The sequence below is a fragment of the Leptotrichia massiliensis genome (assembly GCF_900104625.1).
Lineage (GTDB): Bacteria > Fusobacteriota > Fusobacteriia > Fusobacteriales > Leptotrichiaceae > Leptotrichia > Leptotrichia massiliensis.
This window is the reverse complement of sequence record NZ_FNVZ01000005.1, coordinates 312,078-328,301: the sequence shown is the minus strand read 5'-3', so window position 1 is coordinate 328,301 and position 16,224 is coordinate 312,078. Positions and strand designations below refer to the sequence as shown.

Sequence of the window (16,224 nt, the reverse complement as noted above, 5' to 3'; positions counted from 1 at the left end):
CACTCACAATTCCTTTTACTGACACAGCTTTCATAAATTTCCCCTTTTCCTTAACTAAATAATTATTCTCCATTTTTTAAACAACTTTATGTTCCAAATTTTATAAACTTTTCTCTGCTTCATCAATCGTCTTATACCCTTTTTCCAGTACAATGTTTTCCAAATTATTTTCTGCCAAGTTTACATTATTTGTAACACAACTTTGGATATACTCGTAATATAATTTCAATGTTTTCACTGAATATGAAGACAACTCACCTTTTAAATAAGTTTCAATTGAAGTATGATTTGGTGTGTCAAATTCAGAATGAAGCGGTCGCCCTTTTGCTGTAACTTTTGGATACTTTTGTATTATTTCTTCTTCCCAATGCAAATAAATTTCTACTATTTTTTGTACCAGCTCTTCTTTTTTGGGCGAGATTTCAGGCAAATAATCCTTGATTATCTCGTATTCTTTTGGAACGCTGTATTTCATCATTCTGGCATATTTGTCCTGAACAATGTTTTCACCACGATGTTTTGCTAAAATCAAGTCTTCCAGATAACTTTCCAAAATTTCATCAGGCAATGTTTCCCATTGGCTTCTTCTCATAATCTCAAATTCCTGAGGATTATCCTGACATTCTGCTCTTCCTTCCGTATGATGCACATTTTGAAAAAATTCCCATTCCCTTTTTAAAATTTGTCTAATAAAACTTTCTTTTTTGCTAATTTCTCTTTCCATTTTCGATTCTCCTATTTTAAAATCCAATATTCTTTAATTTTGTTGATTGTTTTTTAAATTTTATATTTTAATCCATGGCAGGATTCCAGTTTCTTAATTTCTCATCTTCTATTTTATTTTGCACAAAAAGTCCATAATCCTGTAAAAAGTCACTTGTTAATTGTCTTGGAACAATATCTTGATTTTTCATTTCCGAAATTACATCGGCACTTATTTCTTCAATAATTTGAAATTTTCGATTAATCGCACCAGTTGGCAATTTTACCAGTTCTTCAGTTAGAAAATAAGTTTTTTCTCCCAAAATTTTCAAATTTTTTAAAGCTCTTGGCATCCATTTGTAAAAAAGTTTATATTTTTTATTTAATAAAAAAATCATATGTATCGCCTCATTTATAAACTCAGTTTCCGCAAGCCTTGCTGCCACAATTTCATTCCTTTTCATGCACCGTAAATAGTTATACTGCCCAGATTGTGCCATTTTCATACATCTTGTGGCAATTTTGTTAAGCCGTATATCTTCTGGAAAATATTTTTCTAAATCATTTCTAATTTTTGTAAATTGTCCTGAATTATCCATAAAAATTTCTCCATTAACCGCCGTTGCTAGCAATTCTTCTGGGATTAATCGCCAATCATACAAATTATCAGGTGCCTTTACATCTCCCAAAAACTTGAAAAACCAGTCTTCCATATTAAGGATACCACGCCGTCCATCTCCAAACTCGCTCACATTCAATGCTCTAAATCCCAAAAATTCCTTTGGCAATTCATTAAGCCTTTTTTGCAAATTTAGTCCATATTTTTCATAATCTTCTGAACTTAGCCAAATACAGCAGGACGGCCCAAAATCATGATCCTGTGAAATCTCATCATCAAACCCAAAACACTCCGAACCTTCCCCCGCAAGTCCAGCCGCCATTTTTTCAAAAACTTCTGGAAATTCACTTTTTATAACTGGAAGATAAACTTTTTCAAAATATTTTTTAGAAAGTTCCAGTCCTTTTATTTTATTTGAATCCATTTTTTCTCCTTCTTCCATCTAAACCATTTTTTCCTTCACAACTTCAATATTTTCCAAAATATTTTTGTAATTATTGCTTTCTTTACCAAACGTCTTTTCACAAATTTCAGCACTTTCCTCAAATAATTCTAATGCTTTCTCATATTCATTTTCTGCAAAATAAAAAGTTGCCATATTGTTAAGGACTGCTGCATACAAGTTATGAGTTTTTCCAACTTCCTTTTCGATTAGTTTCAGTGATTTTTGCAAGTATTCTTCTGCTTTTTCTTTATTTTTTACTTTCAAGTAAGGCTGTACAAGGTTACTTAGCGTAATTGCATACTGAATAGGATTTTCTCCAACTTTTTCCAATACTTCCAGACTTTTTTCCTGCAATTCAATCGCTTCCTCATATCTTTCAAGCTCCTGATAAAATAAAGCCAAATTATTGCACACGCTCGCATAAACATAGTCATTCTGCAAATTATTACTTTCATAAATTTTCATAGTATTAAGGTACATATCTTCAGTTTCATCATATTTTTTCATAAACCTGTAAACTTCAGCTAGGTTCAGGCTGCAAGTCGCATACGGAATACTATCTTTGCCATACTTTTTCTCAATAAAGCCTTGTGCCTTCAGCAAAGCATCTTTTGCCGTATCAAACTCTCCAACATATTTAAGAGTTCCCCCAACTTCATTCAAAATTTTAATATTTTCATCACTTTCCTCACCAAAAACATCTTCTGTAAGTTCTGCTAACTCCTTTAATACTTTAACCTCTTCCACAACATTCCCCTGTTGCATAAGTTCTTTTCTCAAGTTTGTCAATTCATTTATTCTAACTTTTTTTTCAAATATATTTGACATTTTGTATTTCTCCTTTATCTTAGAATTTATTGCTTAACTTTAGTATTACAAAAATATAATTTGAATACATTTCAATTTTAAATTTATTATTTATAACAAAAGTTTACCATACAAAATTACAATCTGCAACAGTATTAAAAATAATTTTAAGATTTCAAAATAGTTTTACTATAAAATAAAATTATGTTGTTGAAATGAAAAAACTCCTATTATATAATTAAAATAGATTAAATATTTTTAGAGGAAAGAAGGAAAGATAAAATGAATAAAGAAAAAATTGATTTTAAGTACCATCATATAAAGCATTATAAATATCAGGCACAATCAAAGAAAACTTTGATAACTTCAATTTTGCTGACGCTGTTTTTTGCTTTAGTTGAATTATTTGGCGGGATATTTAGTGGTTCGCTTGCACTTATTTCAGATTCATTTCACATGTTTTCAGATGTCGTTGCACTTTTATTCAGCATTATAGCAGTATTTTATTCATCCAAAAAGCCAAACAAGAATTTTACTTATGGATTTTTAAGAATTGAGATAATTTCTGCATTCATAAATGGACTGGCTCTTATGATAATTTCGGTTGGAATAGTTATTGAGGCTGTAAAACGGCTTTTCAATCCAGAACATGTTGATTTTTTTACAATGTTTACAATTGCAGTAATCGGACTTTTGGTTAATATAATACTTATGTTTGTACTTATGAGAAGTTTGAAAAAAGAAAATAATCTTAATGTAAAAAGTGCTTTGTGGCATTTTTTAGGTGATACATTAAATTCTGTTGGAGTAATAATTGCTGCGATTATTTTGAAATTAACTAATCTTGTTATTTTTGACATAATAATAAGTGTGATTATAAGCGTTGTTATTTTTACTGGCGGATTAAAAATTGCAAAAGAGGCGTTTTTTATTTTAATGGAAGCTGTTCCCAGCGATTTAGATATCGACGAAATTTATGCTAAAATTTTAACAATTGATAAAATAAAGGATATTCATGAATTCCATTTATGGAATATTTCTGAAGAAAATATAAGTATCTCATTTCATATTTTACTTGATGAGTACGATGGTGTAAATGATTACGAGATTGTAAATAATGTTGTAAAACTTCTAAAAAATGAATACGGAATAGAGCATGTGACAGTTCAAATTGAAAATCCTGAAATAAATCCACATCTTTAGTTCTTCTTTTAATATTGCCTGAAATTAAACTAAAAAAGAAAAAACATAGCCTTCAGACTTTCTTCTAATCTGTCAGCTATGTTTTTCAATTAATTAAGAATAAATTTTGTTATCTTCTTGTGCAAGATTTTTCAATGCCATTAGGTCCTCTATAAATAGCATCTTTTCCACCTTTGAAGAATTCTACATTTCCATTTTTAGAAACATATCTTGATCCACTACCTGATACTGCTACTTTAAGATTATAAACATTCCCTGCTTTAGTCACTACTCTAGCAGCATTTGTTGCTGGATAAGAAACTGTTATTCTTTCAGAACCGCAAGTATATGATTCTGAAGCTACCTTTCTTGCAGCGGGTCTTTTCTTAGCTGTTGCAGCAAAACTCATTCCTCCAATTAATGTCATTACAGACAATACCAACATAGATTTTTTCATTAATTTCATCTTCATCATTCCTTTTCTTTAAATTTTGTTTCAACAGTAATGTACCATATAAAACTGTTAAATTCCTTATAAAAAGCTATTTATTTAAAATGAAATCATAATAAAATTCCTTATATCCAAATCTTTTTAACCTGCAATTGTAAAACCTAGCTAGATATGTCTATTTATAGATGTTTTACATTTAATTCCGATTTATATTTTTCCAAAAATTTTTTAACATATCTCATTAAAAATAATGATCTTGCTAATGAAAAAACGATGAAAGATAACCATAATCCATGATTTTGATATGCTGGTAGCACTGTAAAATACAATATCAGGAAAATTACTAATGATTGTAGCATTGAATTTCTTATGTATGTTGTTTCTGTTGCTCCTGTAAAATTTCCATAAATTACTAATCCAAAACTTACAACTATTGGAAATATAACTATCCACATTTTATATTGGTTTGCAGTGTTTATAACTTCTGCATTCTTTGTGTAAAATAATAACAGTTTTTCGCCACCTAAAATAAATGCTGTACTCAAAAAGGCTGAGATTATAATGCAAAAATGAATTGATTTTCTCATTACCCATTTTAGTTTTTTAAAATCTTTCTCTCCCACTGCTATACCTGAAAATACGCTTGAAGCATTGGCAAAGCCGTCAAAAATGTATGACATCAGATACTGAACCTGAAATAATATGGAATTTGCAGCCAATATGATTTTTCCATTGTGTGCAGCTTTTTCCAAAAATAAATTTGTTGTTACTAAAAGACATACTGTTCTTAATACTAAATCCAAATTTACCGCTCCAACTTTTTTTACTTCAGCTTTGTCAAAAATTTCTTTTAAATTTATATTATGTAAAATTTCCTTTAATGAAAAAGTCTTTAAAATAATAAAAACTGATAAAAGAGTTGTTGTTATTTGAGAAATTAAAGTAGCAACCGCCACTCCTGCAACATCCATTTTCAGAACTTTTACAAAATATAAGTCTAGAGCAATATTTACAAAATTTGTCATAAGCTGCAAAATCAGGCATTTTTTTATTTCCTTACGTCCCATTATCCAGCCTAAAAATGTATAATTTAGGAGCACGAACGGTGCTCCCCATATCAAAATATTAAAATAGACTGCTATATATTTCGTAATTTCCTTGCCAGCATCAAAAAAATGTGTAAATCCCCATAAAATAGGTTTTTGAAACAAAACAAAGAAAATTCCCAATAAAACGGAAATTAACACTGGACGTACTAGAACTGTAATTTCTTCCCTTCTGTTGCTTTCTCCAAAAGCTTTTGCAGAATATCCCGATGTGCTGACACGTAAAAAACCAAAAAGCCAATAAATTGTATTAAAAATCGTTCCTCCAAGTGTTACTCCACCTATAAAGACTGGATTTGAAAGATTTCCTACAACTGCTGTGTCAACAGAATTTAGCAAAGGAACTGTCAGCGTTGACAATGTAAATCCAAATGCTAATTTCAGATATTCCCAGTTTCTAGTTTTTTCTATATTTACACTTTTTTTCATCTTCCTCCTTGAATTTACAAAAAGCATTGTTATTTCTAATAATTTTCAGGAAATAAAATTCTTTCTACACCTTCAATTATAATGTGTAAAATCATCATGTGAACTTCCTGAATCCTGTCTGATGTTTCTCCAGGAATTATGAATTCATAGTCACATACTCCCTTCAATTTTCCACCATCTTTTCCAAGTAATGCCACTGTTTTTAAATTTCTTTCTTTTGCTGATTTTACAGCTTCAATTATATTTTTAGAATTTCCCGAAGTTGAAATTCCAAAGAAAAAATCACCTTCTTGCCCAAACGCTTCCACGCCTTTTGCAAAAATAAAGTCAAATCCATAGTCGTTTCCAACGCATGTAATATGCGAAGAATCACTAATACTTATAGACGGCAATGCTTTTCTATCATTTCTAAATCTTCCTGTAAATTCTTCAGCAAAGTGCATTGCATCACAGTTACTTCCACCATTTCCTGCGATAAGCGATTTTTTACCATTTTTATACGCTTGTGCCAACTCCTGTGCAATTTTTTCTGTTTTTTCAATATTTTCCTCATTTTCCACAAAAGTCTTCATAGTTTCAAAAGCTGTTAAATAAGAATTTCTGATATCTTCTTTTAACATAATTTTCCTCCTAAAATTTATTTATAAATTATCTGTTTAAATTACTATTTATTTTTTACTGAAAATAACGCTGGTGTAATTTTGTAATCCTTCACAAATTTCACAAATTTGGAAATTCCAGGTTTTTCCCCATTTTCACGAATATAAGCAATTTGAAACTTATCTTCAGATTTTTCAAAGTTATGAATTACTTTTAATGTGCCTTTTTCGATTTCCTCATAAACGCTGTAATATGGCAGAACGGCAAAACCAAGACCACTTTTTATAAGGTTTTTCATCGTTTCGATACTTCCATTTATGACAATTCTGTTTTCAAAATTAAATCCTATTATTTTTTCAAATAAATCCAAGTATTTGCTTGTCAATACAGTATCCCGCTTTAACAGCTGCATTTCCTTTAATTCATTGTAATCTGATATTTTTTTCCCTGCCACAACGACAAAAGGATATTCCTCAGTTTCAATAACTTTTATTTCTTTATCTTCAATGAAATATTCCTCCATTAAAGCAATGTCAACTGTTCCTTCTTTCAGATGTTTTACAAGGGATTCACGATTTTTGATATACAAATCAAATTCAATTTCAGGATTATGTTTCTTAAATTCCACCATAATTCTTGGCAATACAGGCTCTCCAATATTATGAGTTGCCCCTATGCAAATTTTCCCTTTGCCATAATGCGAAATTTTTTCCATTTCCTTTTCCACTCGCAAAATCTTGTCAAAAACATCCTTTGACATCCGATAAAGCTCTTTTCCCGCAAAAGTCAATCTAAAATTTTTAGAATTTCTTTCAATAAGCTGGATTCCAAGTTTTGTTTCCAGTTTTTTTATTTGTATTGATACCGCAGATTGACTTATAAATAAATTTTTTGCAGCTTTCGTAAAACTCTTTTCCTTGCACGCCTCAAAGAAAATTTTTAAATGATGTACATCCACACTTATTTCTCTCCAATCATATATTCTTTGTACTATTATAACTCATACATATATTTTTGTCTAGTAAATAAAACATTGAAGAATGAAAGAATTCATTTAAAAATTACTTTGTTTAATGATTAGATTTTTTTGAAAATATTTTATTCAAAACTTTAAATACTTGTTTTAAAATGCATAAATATTATATTATTATTTATTTTGACAATCAAATTATTTTTGTTTTGTTGTAAATATCTTAAAGTAAAATAATAATTTCAAAATACGTTTTAATTATTTCTATCTATCAAAAAATTATAGAAAAATCTAATATTTAATGATAGAATACAAACATTAACATAATTAAATTTTTAAAACTAGGAGGAAAAATGGTAGAACAATTATTTAAAGAACTGTCTTTATTGGAAGAAGTTGAAGCAATTACATTAGGAGGCTCACGAGCGGGAGAAAATTATGATGAAAAATCAGATTACGATGTGTATCTTTATGTAAATTCCGCAATTAGTGAAGAAAAAAGAAAAAATATTCTACAAAAATTCTGCAGTTATATGGAAATTGGAAACAGCTTTTGGGAATACGAAGATAATTGTGTCCTAAATAACGGAATCGAAATAGATATTCTTTACCGAGACATGAAAGATTTTATGAAAGGTATCGAAAGGGTTGTTGCTGAATATCACCCAAGCAATTCTTACACAACTTGCATGTGGCACAATCTAATTACTTGCAAAATTTTATATGATAAAAACGGGACTCTTGAAAAATACAAAAACAAATATACCATAAATTACCCAAAACAGCTAAAAGAAAACATCATAAAAAGACAGCTGGAATTAATAGACTCTTCAATGCCAGCATACCCAAACCAAATAAAAAAAGCAATTTCAAGAAAAGATTTTGTCAGTATAAATCACAGAATAACAGAATTTCTAGCTTCATATTTTGACTTATTATTCGCAATAAACGAGATAACACACCCTGGTGAAAAACGTTTAATTCAACTTTGCAAAAAACAATGCAAAATCTTGCCTGAAAACTTTGAAGAAAATCTAAATTCTCTTTTTTCACATATGTATTCAGAAGAAAATCAATCTTTATTAATGAATGATATAGAAAATATTGTAAATAATATAAAAAAGATTTCTCACTAAATTTTTAAATAGTTTTTTTATTACAAACAGCCTAATATTTATTTGACAAACTAAAACAATTTCAATTTATATCTAAATTATTCAGTTAAATTAATAAAAGGGTAACTTTATTTTAGATTTTTCCTTTTTTTAAGCATAAAGAGTATCAGTTATCGTCCCTTTCACATCGTAATAACAGTTATTCCTATATGCTTTACATGTTTATGAGTTAAATGTTTAGGTGATAGTGTTATGCACTAATCCCAGCTCGTTTGATCATTTAATATTGTAATTTAGAATAAAAATAATATAATCATAATGTTTTAAAACAAAATTTAAAAATAATATCTATTTTTTTATTTATATAGTAATCATCTACTTAATTTAAAAAAAATTCACTATAAATATATTTAATTTATACAATAAAAAATTAAAGGAGAGCACTATGATAAGAACCGATGAGGAAAAATTTCTGAAAAAATTGAAAGAAAATATCAATATTGAAAGCTTAAAAGGAGAAGAAAAAATTTTTTCATATGTAAACAGGGATTATCTTTCAGGAGATAATAAAAAATATATGAATATGTATGATAAATTATCATTCTGGTATGATTTTGGTGAAAAATGGATAGGACTGCTCAGATATGGGAATACAATTTCTGAAATGAGAAAAAATCTTATGGAACATCTGGAATGGAAAAATTGTATTTCTGTTTTGTACGTTTCCATCGGTACTGGAAAGGATTTAAATTTTATTCCACAGAATGTTGATTTAAAATCTTTAGATTTTACAGGTATAGACATTTCCCGTGGTATGTTAAAAAAATGTCATTCAATTTGGAGAAAAAAAACAAATCTCACACTAGTAAATTGCTGTGCAGAAGATTTACCTTTTAAGGACAATGTTTTTGATATTGTTTTTCATGTAGGAGGAATTAATTTTTTTACTGATAAGGCTCTGGCTATAAAAGAAATGATTCGTGTATCAAAACCTGGTTCAAAAATAATGATAGCAGATGAAACCGCAGATTTTATCGGAACTCAATATAAGAAAAGTATTTTTACAAAAAATTACTACAGGAATACAGATTTTGATTTAAGTGAAATTCAGGAATGCATACCTGAAAGTGTAAAAGAAAAGAAGACAGACTTTTTATGGAATAACAGATTTTATTGTATTACATTCAGAAAATAGATAAAACAGTATTTTCATTCTCAACTTTAAGATAAGAGGTGTTGTTTTAGAAAAAATTGGCACAATTAATATTGCAATTTAAGTTAAAAAAATCTTTTATCTGAGTATTTATAAATATTCTTTTTAAGAAAAATAAAAAATTTGACAATAAATAAGAATTTTGATAACATTTACAGGTAGAATAAAAAAACTGTGAAAGAAGGAGAGTATATGTCAAGTATTATAATTCCAAAAAATTATAATCCAAAATACGGGATTATGGAAACAGAAATTGCTATAAAAGTGGCAAAAGACTGTTTTGAGAGAGAGCTTGCGAAAGCATTGGACTTAACAAGAATTTCTGCACCTATGTTCGTTAGAAAGTCAGCAGGAATTAACGATAACTTAAATGGCGTTGAACGTCCTGTGGCTTTTGAAATGCTGGAAATGCCAGACACAACATTGGAAATTGTGCATTCACTTGCAAAATGGAAAAGAATAGCACTGAAACAATATGGGGTAGAGGCTGGAAAAGGGATTTACACAGATATGAATGCCATTAGAAGAGATGAAGATCTGGATAATACACATTCAATTTATGTGGATCAGTGGGACTGGGAAAAAGTTATTTCAAAAGAAGACCGAAATTTGGACTTTCTAAAGGACACTGTAAAAAAAATATATCAAGTCTTTTTAAATGCAGAAAAAGAATTGACAGACAAATTCAATAAATTTGAAAAATTTTTACCAAAGGAAGTAACATTCATTACTTCACAAGAACTGGAAAATTTATATCCTGAATTGACTCCAAATGAAAGAGAAGACAAGTTTGCAAAAGAAAAAGGTGCAATTTTCATTATGCAAATTGGAAAAGTGCTAGAATCAGGAGAAAAACACGATGGACGTGCTCCAGACTATGATGATTGGGAATTAAACGGAGATTTGATTATGTGGAATCCAATTCTTGACAGCTCGTTAGAATTATCGTCAATGGGAATCCGTGTAGACAAAACAGCTCTGGAACGTCAATTGAAGGAACTGAACTTGGAAGAAAGAAAAACTTTTGATTTTCATAAAATGCTTTTAAATGATGAATTGCCATTGACAATAGGCGGAGGAATCGGTCAGTCAAGAATTTGCATGTTTTTATTACAAAAAGCTCACATTGGGGAAGTTCAGGCTTCAGTTTGGACTCCTGAAATCGTAAAAGAATGTAAAGAAAATGGAATTAATCTTTTATGGTACTAAAATAAAAAATCTGAAATGAAAAAAAGTGAATTACTAATTAATTTTAGTTTTTCACTTTTTTATTAAATATATTATGCTAATAATACTATTCCTCTGTCCTGCACATATATTTCTTAATAACATTCCTTTCAATATTTTTTTACATTCCATACGTTACGTCATTTCCATCTTTATCCTCACAACGAACATTTCCATATTGCTTATAACAGTGTATACCTCTTTCTCTTCGATACTCTGTAGCTTTTTGCCACTCTCTTGGATCAAACAATTCACATCCAGTCAAACTTAATCCCAGCAAAATTACTGTTAAAATTTTAATCAAGTTTTTCATACCTTTTTACACTTCCTTTAAAATATTTTAGTTATTAAAATTATACCAGATATTTTTAATAATATGCTTTTATTCTCGTTTTTTTTTTTGATTAGAATTCCATTATATAATTTTAATTTTAAAATATTTTCTATTTTCCACAACTTTCAATAAATTTATCAAAAATCTCTTGCATTTTCTCATTGCCACGAACTGCCATCATTTCAGGATGCCATTGTACTGCGTAAAAGAATTTATGATTTTTGTTTTGAAAAGCTTCTATTATACCATCATTCGCTTTTGCAATAGAAGTCAAATTATTTCCCAAATCTTTTATCATTTGATGATGATAAGAATTAATTCTTGTTTTTTCACCAAAAATTTCGAATAAAATATTGTCTTTTTCAATATTTATATCGTGTGTAGGCAAGTCAGGAAGCCACTTTTGCATATGATTGACAGTTGTGTCTATATATTTTACATCTTGATACAAACTTCCGCCAAAATAGATATTTGCAATTTGCAATCCACGGCAAATCCCAAAAATAGGCTTTCCAGTTTTCATAAACTCATCCAAAATTGTAAGTTCAAATTTATCCCGCTCTGGCGTAATGCTCCCAACTTCCTGCAGACAGTCCTCTCCATATAAAATCGGATCAGGATCTCCTCCTCCAGAAAGTAAAAGACCATCTAAATGCTGAATTTGTTCCCTTATAACTTCCATATTTTCTGTTATTGGTAAAATAAATGGTATTCCTCCAGCATTTATAACGGCTTTACTGTAATCCACAGAAACTATTGTCTTGTGATCATTTAGTCTGTTCGAATTTAATTCCAGCGAAGTAGTAATTCCTATAATTGGTTTTCTTTTATTGTTCATTTATTAAATTCCTTTCTTTTCTAACTTTTGCTATTATTTTTTATTTAAAATTTCTCACTCTTCCAAAAAAGTCAATAAAATTTTTATAAGTTACCATCTCAATCTCATTTTCGGAATATCCTCTTTTTTTTAATGCTTTCTTCACATTGCCTAACTCTGTAACATCGTGAAGACCAAGAAGTCCATCAGCTTCTTCTCCTTCTGGAGTATAATACTCTGCAAAGTCAAGTCCAAATCCAACTTTATCCAGTCCAATTTTTTCAGCTACATACTCTAAATGATTTAAAAGCATTTCCAAATTTTTCTCATTTTCATTCTGACTGACAAAATTATGGTAACTGTTCATTCCAACCATTCCCCCTCGTTCACCAATACACAAAATTTGATCGTCAGTTAAGTTTCTCATTGACGGACAAAGGCTTCTGGCATTAGAATGTGAAGCAAAAAAAGGCTTTTTAGAATGTTTGGCAATATCCCAGAATGTTTTATCATTGGCATGTGAAACATCAAGCAGGATTCCCAATTCATTGATTATTCTCACAGCATCAATTCCAAGTGAAGTCAATCCCCTGTTTTTATCTCCGCTCTGCCCTGTTGCAAAAGCGTTTGTTTCATTCCAAGTCATTCCAATATGTCTCACACCAAGCTGATTTAATAAATAAATATAATCAAGTTTATCTCCAATCCCTGGAAGCCCTTCTATCCCAAGCATAACTCCAAACTTTTTATCTTCTTTCTTAACATTTTCCCAATTTTCAAAAATTTTAAAATCAGATGGCTCTTTTATAACCTTTATCAAATCTCTTGCGTGATACAATTCCTCAGTCATTGCTCGCAAATCTGCAAAAAAATATTCTTCAGCATTCTCCACTTCATTCACATTCAAATAAATAACAAAAATTCCTCCAAAAAGCCCTCCTTTTAAGAATTTTTCTTTATATTTATTTCTAATAACATCTTTATTTCCCTTCTGATATTCCCAAAAATTATCTGTCCACACATCTGCATGCATATCAAAAAACATTGATTTTTTCCTTCTTTCTATGTAAATTTATTTATACTATTTTCTGTACTTCTATTTTTCAAAATAAATTTCATTTATATTTTCATTAATCTTCAAAGTACATTTTGCTCCCATCGGTATTGTTACCAAGTCAGGCTTTTCATGTCCACTTTCAAGTCCATAAATTACAGGCTTTTCATAATCCTTGAAAAAATCCTTTAAAAAGTCCATTAACTCATAATTTTCCCCATAAGTATTTTCACAGCCCGCAAAATTACCTAACAAAACCGCATTACAATCTTCAAATTTTCCAGCATATTTCAAATGTGTCATCATTCTGTCAATTCTGCTTATTTCTTCTTCGATTTCCTCAATAAAAAATATTTTTCCTTTTGTATCAATTTCATAATCTGTTCCTAAAGTTGTAACAATTATTGAAAGATTTCCACCAGTTAATTCGCCGTTTATTTTTTTATTTTCAAAATCCTTTTTATACAGAAGTGAAGTTTCTTTTTCTGTTCCAGTTTTTTCATCTATTGGATTTTCAAATAACCATTTTTCATCTTTTTTCTTATCCAAGGCATTAAAAAAAGATTTTTTTGTAAACTCATTAAAATCATTAAACATATTCGATTTTACCATAGGACCGTGAAAAACTCCCAAATTACACTTCTGATTAAAAGAAATACTCAAATTTGTAACATCGCTATAACCCACAAAAACTTTAGGATTTTTCTTTATCAATTCGTAGTCCAGCTTATCCAAAAGTTGCGAAGCACTAAATCCGCCCTTCACACAAAAAATTCCTTTAATTTCATCATCAGAAAAAGCCCTATGTAAATCCTTTACCCTAATTTCAGGCGTTCCCGCCATATATCCTCCAATATTCTCAAAAAGGCTCTCCCCTAATACTGGCTCAAAACCTAAGTTTTTCATAGTTTCCTTACATTTTTCAATATCTTCTGCAAAAATAGGTGAAGAAGTACATACTAAAAAAACTTTATCTCCTTGCTTCAATGGTTCTGGAAAATTCATCCTTAAACTCCTTTTTATTTTTTTCAACTTTATATCTTTATACTTAACTGTGTTTATTATTTATTGAACATTCTTATTTTGTCAATTTCAATTTTAAAAACAACCTTTGTAACGATTTTTCTTATACTTCCAGAATTATCAGTTTCAGAAATATTAAGTTCAGGCTTATGCACATCATTTGGAAAAAATACGAGTACATCTCCTGTTCTCATTACTAAATCAAATTCTTTTTCACCTTCCAAAATTACTAAATCCTTTTCCGAATCAAAGCTCTTAACTTCCATATTACGAATATTACTAATTGCAACTTTTTCAGTTCCATTAATCATGATTTGTACGTCCAAATATTTTTTGTGACTTTCCCAAATTTTCTCATTTTCTTGTTTTGTAAAATATTTTCCTACATTCATTTTAATATCATTATATCCTACATCATAACTTCCATGTACAAGTGATAAAATTTTATTTCCATTTCTTTTCGCATATTCAATACAAAATTGAATATCCTTTGCCAAACTTTTGTTTTGCACTTCATCATTCATATTTGTAAAAATCATTTTTTACACTCTCCTTTAAAAAATCACAGCTAATTCTTAACTGTGATTATACCCTTTTTTATTAAGAATTTCAATAAAAAAACTTATTTAAAACTTTATTTACAACATTTCAATCATTTTTATCTTTTTCATAATTTCTTTTTCCAAAATAATTTTATCAATTTTACTTTTTAAATTTTCATCATAAAAGTTTTCAATTAGAGTAATTTCAGTATTTCTATTCAAATTTTTATCCCAAAATTTTTGAAAATATGGATGTAAAAATTTATTTATTTCAAGCACAGCCTTCATTTCCCCTTTATTTTTGACGATATTTTGTAAATGTTCCAAAACAAGTGATTTTGTTTCATCAAAAGTTTGAATTGTGTTTATTTTACCAATATTCAGAAATTCCCTTGTTTGTGGAATTAGCCAAGGATTACCGATTATTCCTCGTGAAAGTATTATACCGTCAAGGTTGCAGGAAGCTATTTTTTGCTGTATTTCAGAAGGCTCAAATAAATCGCCGTTTCCAAAAAAATCTATATTTCTTGGCATTTTGCTTAGTTTTTCAACAATTTCCCAGTTGGCAGTTCCAGAATACATTTGCTTTTGAGTCCGTCCATGCACACAGATAAAATCAAGATTATGCTTATTTGCCAAATTCAAAAATATTTCAGGATTGTCAAAATCTTTATAGCCAACACGTATTTTTATCGAAATTTCAGCACCAATATTTTGCGTTTCCAAAAGAACCTGATCAACTAAGTCAGGGTTTTCAAGAAGTGCTGAACCTGCTCTGTTTTTTATAATCTTAGGCTGTGGACATCCCATATTTATATTAATTTTTTTAAATCCAAAATTTTTCAACTTTAAAATCCCTGAAATCAATTCATCCTTATCTCCACCAAAAATTTGTGTTCCAGTTCGCTGTTTATCATCACATTTTAAAAGTTCATTTATTGTAGTATCATCTTCACGATTTAATAAATTAGCATTTACCATTTCTGTGAACAAAAAATCTGGATCAAATTTTTCAAGTATCTTTCTAAAGGAATAATCTGTAGTACCAGCCATTGGGGCAGTATATATTTTCATTTTTTCTCCTACTTTTTTTATTTTATATTATACACTTAAACTCTTTAAAAATCAAACTAAAAACAGTTTTTTTATATAACAGGCTAAACTTAATAATTCTAGTACATTTTCAAATTTTAAGTAGATTTTATTATTCTCAATTAGATTTTGAAGAATTATAAAGTATTCATAAATAATTATTTTTTATATTCCAGATATAAAAACGGTTATTTTATTACTTTTTTTAAAAACGTAAAATATTTTTATAAAAAAATGTTGACATTTGAAAAATTATGTTGTATAATTATGTTGTAAAAAGAAATAAAGTTATTAGATGCATTATAACAGGAGGAAAAAATAGTTATGAAAGCAAAAATCAAATTATTTCTATTAGCTTTGGTTCTTATGTTGAGCTGTACAAGTTGTGCGACACTTTTAGGAGCAGCTTTTGGCGGAGTAGAAGGAGCTGTTACAGGAGCACTAATAGATAGCGGATATTATTAATATTGTTAAATCAAGAAAATTTAAAAAAATA

At 28.9% G+C, this 16,224-nt stretch carries 18 protein-coding genes; 5 read left to right on the top strand and 13 right to left on the bottom strand.

The window, feature by feature from the left end; genetic code table 11:
• Window positions 1–100: 100 nt before the first annotated feature.
• From BQ5344_RS05535 to BQ5344_RS05525, 3 genes are all read right to left on the bottom strand, one after another.
• Window positions 101–724 carry a DUF4125 family protein gene (locus BQ5344_RS05535; RefSeq protein ID WP_071124494.1) on the bottom strand — a complete coding sequence of 208 codons (624 nt, stop codon included), beginning with the start codon at window positions 722–724 and terminating at the stop codon, window positions 101–103.
• A gap of 67 nt (window positions 725–791) precedes the next feature.
• Entirely contained in the window at window positions 792–1,745 is a 954-nt protein-coding gene (locus tag BQ5344_RS05530) for a DUF4037 domain-containing protein (protein WP_071125488.1), read from the bottom strand.
• A gap of 18 nt (window positions 1,746–1,763) precedes the next feature.
• The gene (locus BQ5344_RS05525; RefSeq protein ID WP_071124493.1) at window positions 1,764–2,594 is read right to left on the bottom strand and encodes a tetratricopeptide repeat protein; all 831 of its coding nucleotides are present in this window, start codon (window positions 2,592–2,594) and stop codon (window positions 1,764–1,766) included.
• 261 nt (window positions 2,595–2,855) lie between these two features.
• On the opposite strand from BQ5344_RS05525, the gene BQ5344_RS05520 reads away from it, so the two are divergent.
• The gene (locus BQ5344_RS05520; RefSeq protein WP_071124492.1) at window positions 2,856–3,776 is read left to right on the top strand and encodes a cation diffusion facilitator family transporter; all 921 of its coding nucleotides are present in this window, start codon (window positions 2,856–2,858) and stop codon (window positions 3,774–3,776) included.
• Between the two features lie 109 nt (window positions 3,777–3,885).
• Here the strand turns inward: BQ5344_RS05520 and BQ5344_RS05515 are convergent, their stop codons facing one another.
• The 4 genes from BQ5344_RS05515 to BQ5344_RS05500 form a co-directional block, all read right to left on the bottom strand.
• Window positions 3,886–4,221: an MliC family protein gene (locus BQ5344_RS05515; RefSeq protein ID WP_036070413.1), complete on the bottom strand. Its 336-nt coding sequence runs from the start codon at window positions 4,219–4,221 to the stop codon at window positions 3,886–3,888.
• Window positions 4,222–4,385: 164 nt separating this feature from the next.
• Complete coding sequence (locus BQ5344_RS05510; protein WP_071124491.1) at window positions 4,386–5,741, bottom strand: MATE family efflux transporter; 1,356 nt, start codon at window positions 5,739–5,741, stop codon at window positions 4,386–4,388.
• 35 nt (window positions 5,742–5,776) lie between these two features.
• Window positions 5,777–6,361 (bottom strand): D-sedoheptulose 7-phosphate isomerase, encoded by a 585-nt coding sequence (gene gmhA / locus BQ5344_RS05505; RefSeq protein WP_071124490.1) that lies wholly within the window; start codon window positions 6,359–6,361, stop codon window positions 5,777–5,779.
• Between the two features lie 44 nt (window positions 6,362–6,405).
• Window positions 6,406–7,299 carry a LysR family transcriptional regulator gene (locus tag BQ5344_RS05500; RefSeq protein WP_006804637.1) on the bottom strand — a complete coding sequence of 298 codons (894 nt, stop codon included), beginning with the start codon at window positions 7,297–7,299 and terminating at the stop codon, window positions 6,406–6,408.
• 365 nt (window positions 7,300–7,664) lie between these two features.
• Between BQ5344_RS05500 and BQ5344_RS05495 the strand changes: the two genes are divergently transcribed.
• From BQ5344_RS05495 to asnA, 3 genes are all read left to right on the top strand, one after another.
• A complete protein-coding gene (locus BQ5344_RS05495) occupies window positions 7,665–8,447 on the top strand; it encodes a DUF4037 domain-containing protein (protein WP_071124489.1) in 783 nt (260 codons plus the stop codon).
• Between the two features lie 424 nt (window positions 8,448–8,871).
• The gene (locus tag BQ5344_RS05490) at window positions 8,872–9,621 is read left to right on the top strand and encodes a class I SAM-dependent methyltransferase (RefSeq protein WP_071124488.1); all 750 of its coding nucleotides are present in this window, start codon (window positions 8,872–8,874) and stop codon (window positions 9,619–9,621) included.
• Between the two features lie 210 nt (window positions 9,622–9,831).
• The gene (gene asnA, locus BQ5344_RS05485) at window positions 9,832–10,848 is read left to right on the top strand and encodes an aspartate--ammonia ligase (RefSeq protein ID WP_071124487.1); all 1,017 of its coding nucleotides are present in this window, start codon (window positions 9,832–9,834) and stop codon (window positions 10,846–10,848) included.
• A 139-nt stretch (window positions 10,849–10,987) separates the two neighbouring features.
• Here the strand turns inward: asnA and BQ5344_RS05480 are convergent, their stop codons facing one another.
• The 6 genes from BQ5344_RS05480 to BQ5344_RS05455 all read right to left on the bottom strand — a co-directional run bounded on the left by BQ5344_RS05480 (window position 10,988) and on the right by BQ5344_RS05455 (window position 15,710).
• Window positions 10,988–11,179, bottom strand: coding sequence for a lipoprotein (locus BQ5344_RS05480; RefSeq protein ID WP_021768848.1), 192 nt, complete (start codon window positions 11,177–11,179; stop codon window positions 10,988–10,990).
• Window positions 11,180–11,309: 130 nt separating this feature from the next.
• On the bottom strand, window positions 11,310–12,038 hold the full coding sequence (locus BQ5344_RS05475) for a gamma-glutamyl-gamma-aminobutyrate hydrolase family protein (RefSeq protein WP_071124486.1): 729 nt from the start codon (window positions 12,036–12,038) through the stop codon (window positions 11,310–11,312).
• Window positions 12,039–12,078: 40 nt separating this feature from the next.
• A complete protein-coding gene (locus tag BQ5344_RS05470; RefSeq protein WP_071124485.1) occupies window positions 12,079–13,062 on the bottom strand; it encodes a dipeptidase in 984 nt (327 codons plus the stop codon).
• Between the two features lie 51 nt (window positions 13,063–13,113).
• A complete protein-coding gene (locus tag BQ5344_RS05465) occupies window positions 13,114–14,076 on the bottom strand; it encodes a S66 peptidase family protein (protein ID WP_071124484.1) in 963 nt (320 codons plus the stop codon).
• A 56-nt stretch (window positions 14,077–14,132) separates the two neighbouring features.
• Window positions 14,133–14,633 carry a NanQ anomerase/TabA/YiaL family protein gene (locus tag BQ5344_RS05460; RefSeq protein WP_071124483.1) on the bottom strand — a complete coding sequence of 167 codons (501 nt, stop codon included), beginning with the start codon at window positions 14,631–14,633 and terminating at the stop codon, window positions 14,133–14,135.
• Between the two features lie 99 nt (window positions 14,634–14,732).
• Window positions 14,733–15,710, bottom strand: coding sequence for a tRNA dihydrouridine synthase (locus BQ5344_RS05455; protein WP_071124482.1), 978 nt, complete (start codon window positions 15,708–15,710; stop codon window positions 14,733–14,735).
• A 342-nt stretch (window positions 15,711–16,052) separates the two neighbouring features.
• On the opposite strand from BQ5344_RS05455, the gene BQ5344_RS12160 reads away from it, so the two are divergent.
• Window positions 16,053–16,193 (top strand): hypothetical protein, encoded by a 141-nt coding sequence (locus BQ5344_RS12160; protein WP_021768842.1) that lies wholly within the window; start codon window positions 16,053–16,055, stop codon window positions 16,191–16,193.
• Window positions 16,194–16,224: the final 31 nt, after the last annotated feature.

What these genes read in the sequence shown, in the direction of transcription:
- BQ5344_RS05535 (WP_071124494.1), bottom strand. Translation starts at nt 724, where the DNA reads ATGGAAAGAGAAATTAGCAAAAAAGAAAGTTTTATTAGACAAATTTTA.
- BQ5344_RS05530 (WP_071125488.1), bottom strand. Translation starts at nt 1,745, where the DNA reads ATGGATTCAAATAAAATAAAAGGACTGGAACTTTCTAAAAAATATTTT.
- BQ5344_RS05525 (WP_071124493.1), bottom strand. Translation starts at nt 2,594, where the DNA reads ATGTCAAATATATTTGAAAAAAAAGTTAGAATAAATGAATTGACAAAC.
- BQ5344_RS05520 (WP_071124492.1), top strand. Translation starts at nt 2,856, where the DNA reads ATGAATAAAGAAAAAATTGATTTTAAGTACCATCATATAAAGCATTAT.
- BQ5344_RS05515 (WP_036070413.1), bottom strand. Translation starts at nt 4,221, where the DNA reads ATGAAATTAATGAAAAAATCTATGTTGGTATTGTCTGTAATGACATTA.
- BQ5344_RS05510 (WP_071124491.1), bottom strand. Translation starts at nt 5,741, where the DNA reads ATGAAAAAAAGTGTAAATATAGAAAAAACTAGAAACTGGGAATATCTG.
- gmhA (WP_071124490.1), bottom strand. Translation starts at nt 6,361, where the DNA reads ATGTTAAAAGAAGATATCAGAAATTCTTATTTAACAGCTTTTGAAACT.
- BQ5344_RS05495 (WP_071124489.1), top strand. Translation starts at nt 7,665, where the DNA reads ATGGTAGAACAATTATTTAAAGAACTGTCTTTATTGGAAGAAGTTGAA.
- BQ5344_RS05490 (WP_071124488.1), top strand. Translation starts at nt 8,872, where the DNA reads ATGATAAGAACCGATGAGGAAAAATTTCTGAAAAAATTGAAAGAAAAT.
- asnA (WP_071124487.1), top strand. Translation starts at nt 9,832, where the DNA reads ATGTCAAGTATTATAATTCCAAAAAATTATAATCCAAAATACGGGATT.
- BQ5344_RS05480 (WP_021768848.1), bottom strand. Translation starts at nt 11,179, where the DNA reads ATGAAAAACTTGATTAAAATTTTAACAGTAATTTTGCTGGGATTAAGT.
- BQ5344_RS05475 (WP_071124486.1), bottom strand. Translation starts at nt 12,038, where the DNA reads ATGAACAATAAAAGAAAACCAATTATAGGAATTACTACTTCGCTGGAA.
- BQ5344_RS05470 (WP_071124485.1), bottom strand. Translation starts at nt 13,062, where the DNA reads ATGTTTTTTGATATGCATGCAGATGTGTGGACAGATAATTTTTGGGAA.
- BQ5344_RS05465 (WP_071124484.1), bottom strand. Translation starts at nt 14,076, where the DNA reads ATGAATTTTCCAGAACCATTGAAGCAAGGAGATAAAGTTTTTTTAGTA.
- BQ5344_RS05460 (WP_071124483.1), bottom strand. Translation starts at nt 14,633, where the DNA reads ATGATTTTTACAAATATGAATGATGAAGTGCAAAACAAAAGTTTGGCA.
- BQ5344_RS05455 (WP_071124482.1), bottom strand. Translation starts at nt 15,710, where the DNA reads ATGAAAATATATACTGCCCCAATGGCTGGTACTACAGATTATTCCTTT.
- BQ5344_RS12160 (WP_021768842.1), top strand. Translation starts at nt 16,053, where the DNA reads ATGAAAGCAAAAATCAAATTATTTCTATTAGCTTTGGTTCTTATGTTG.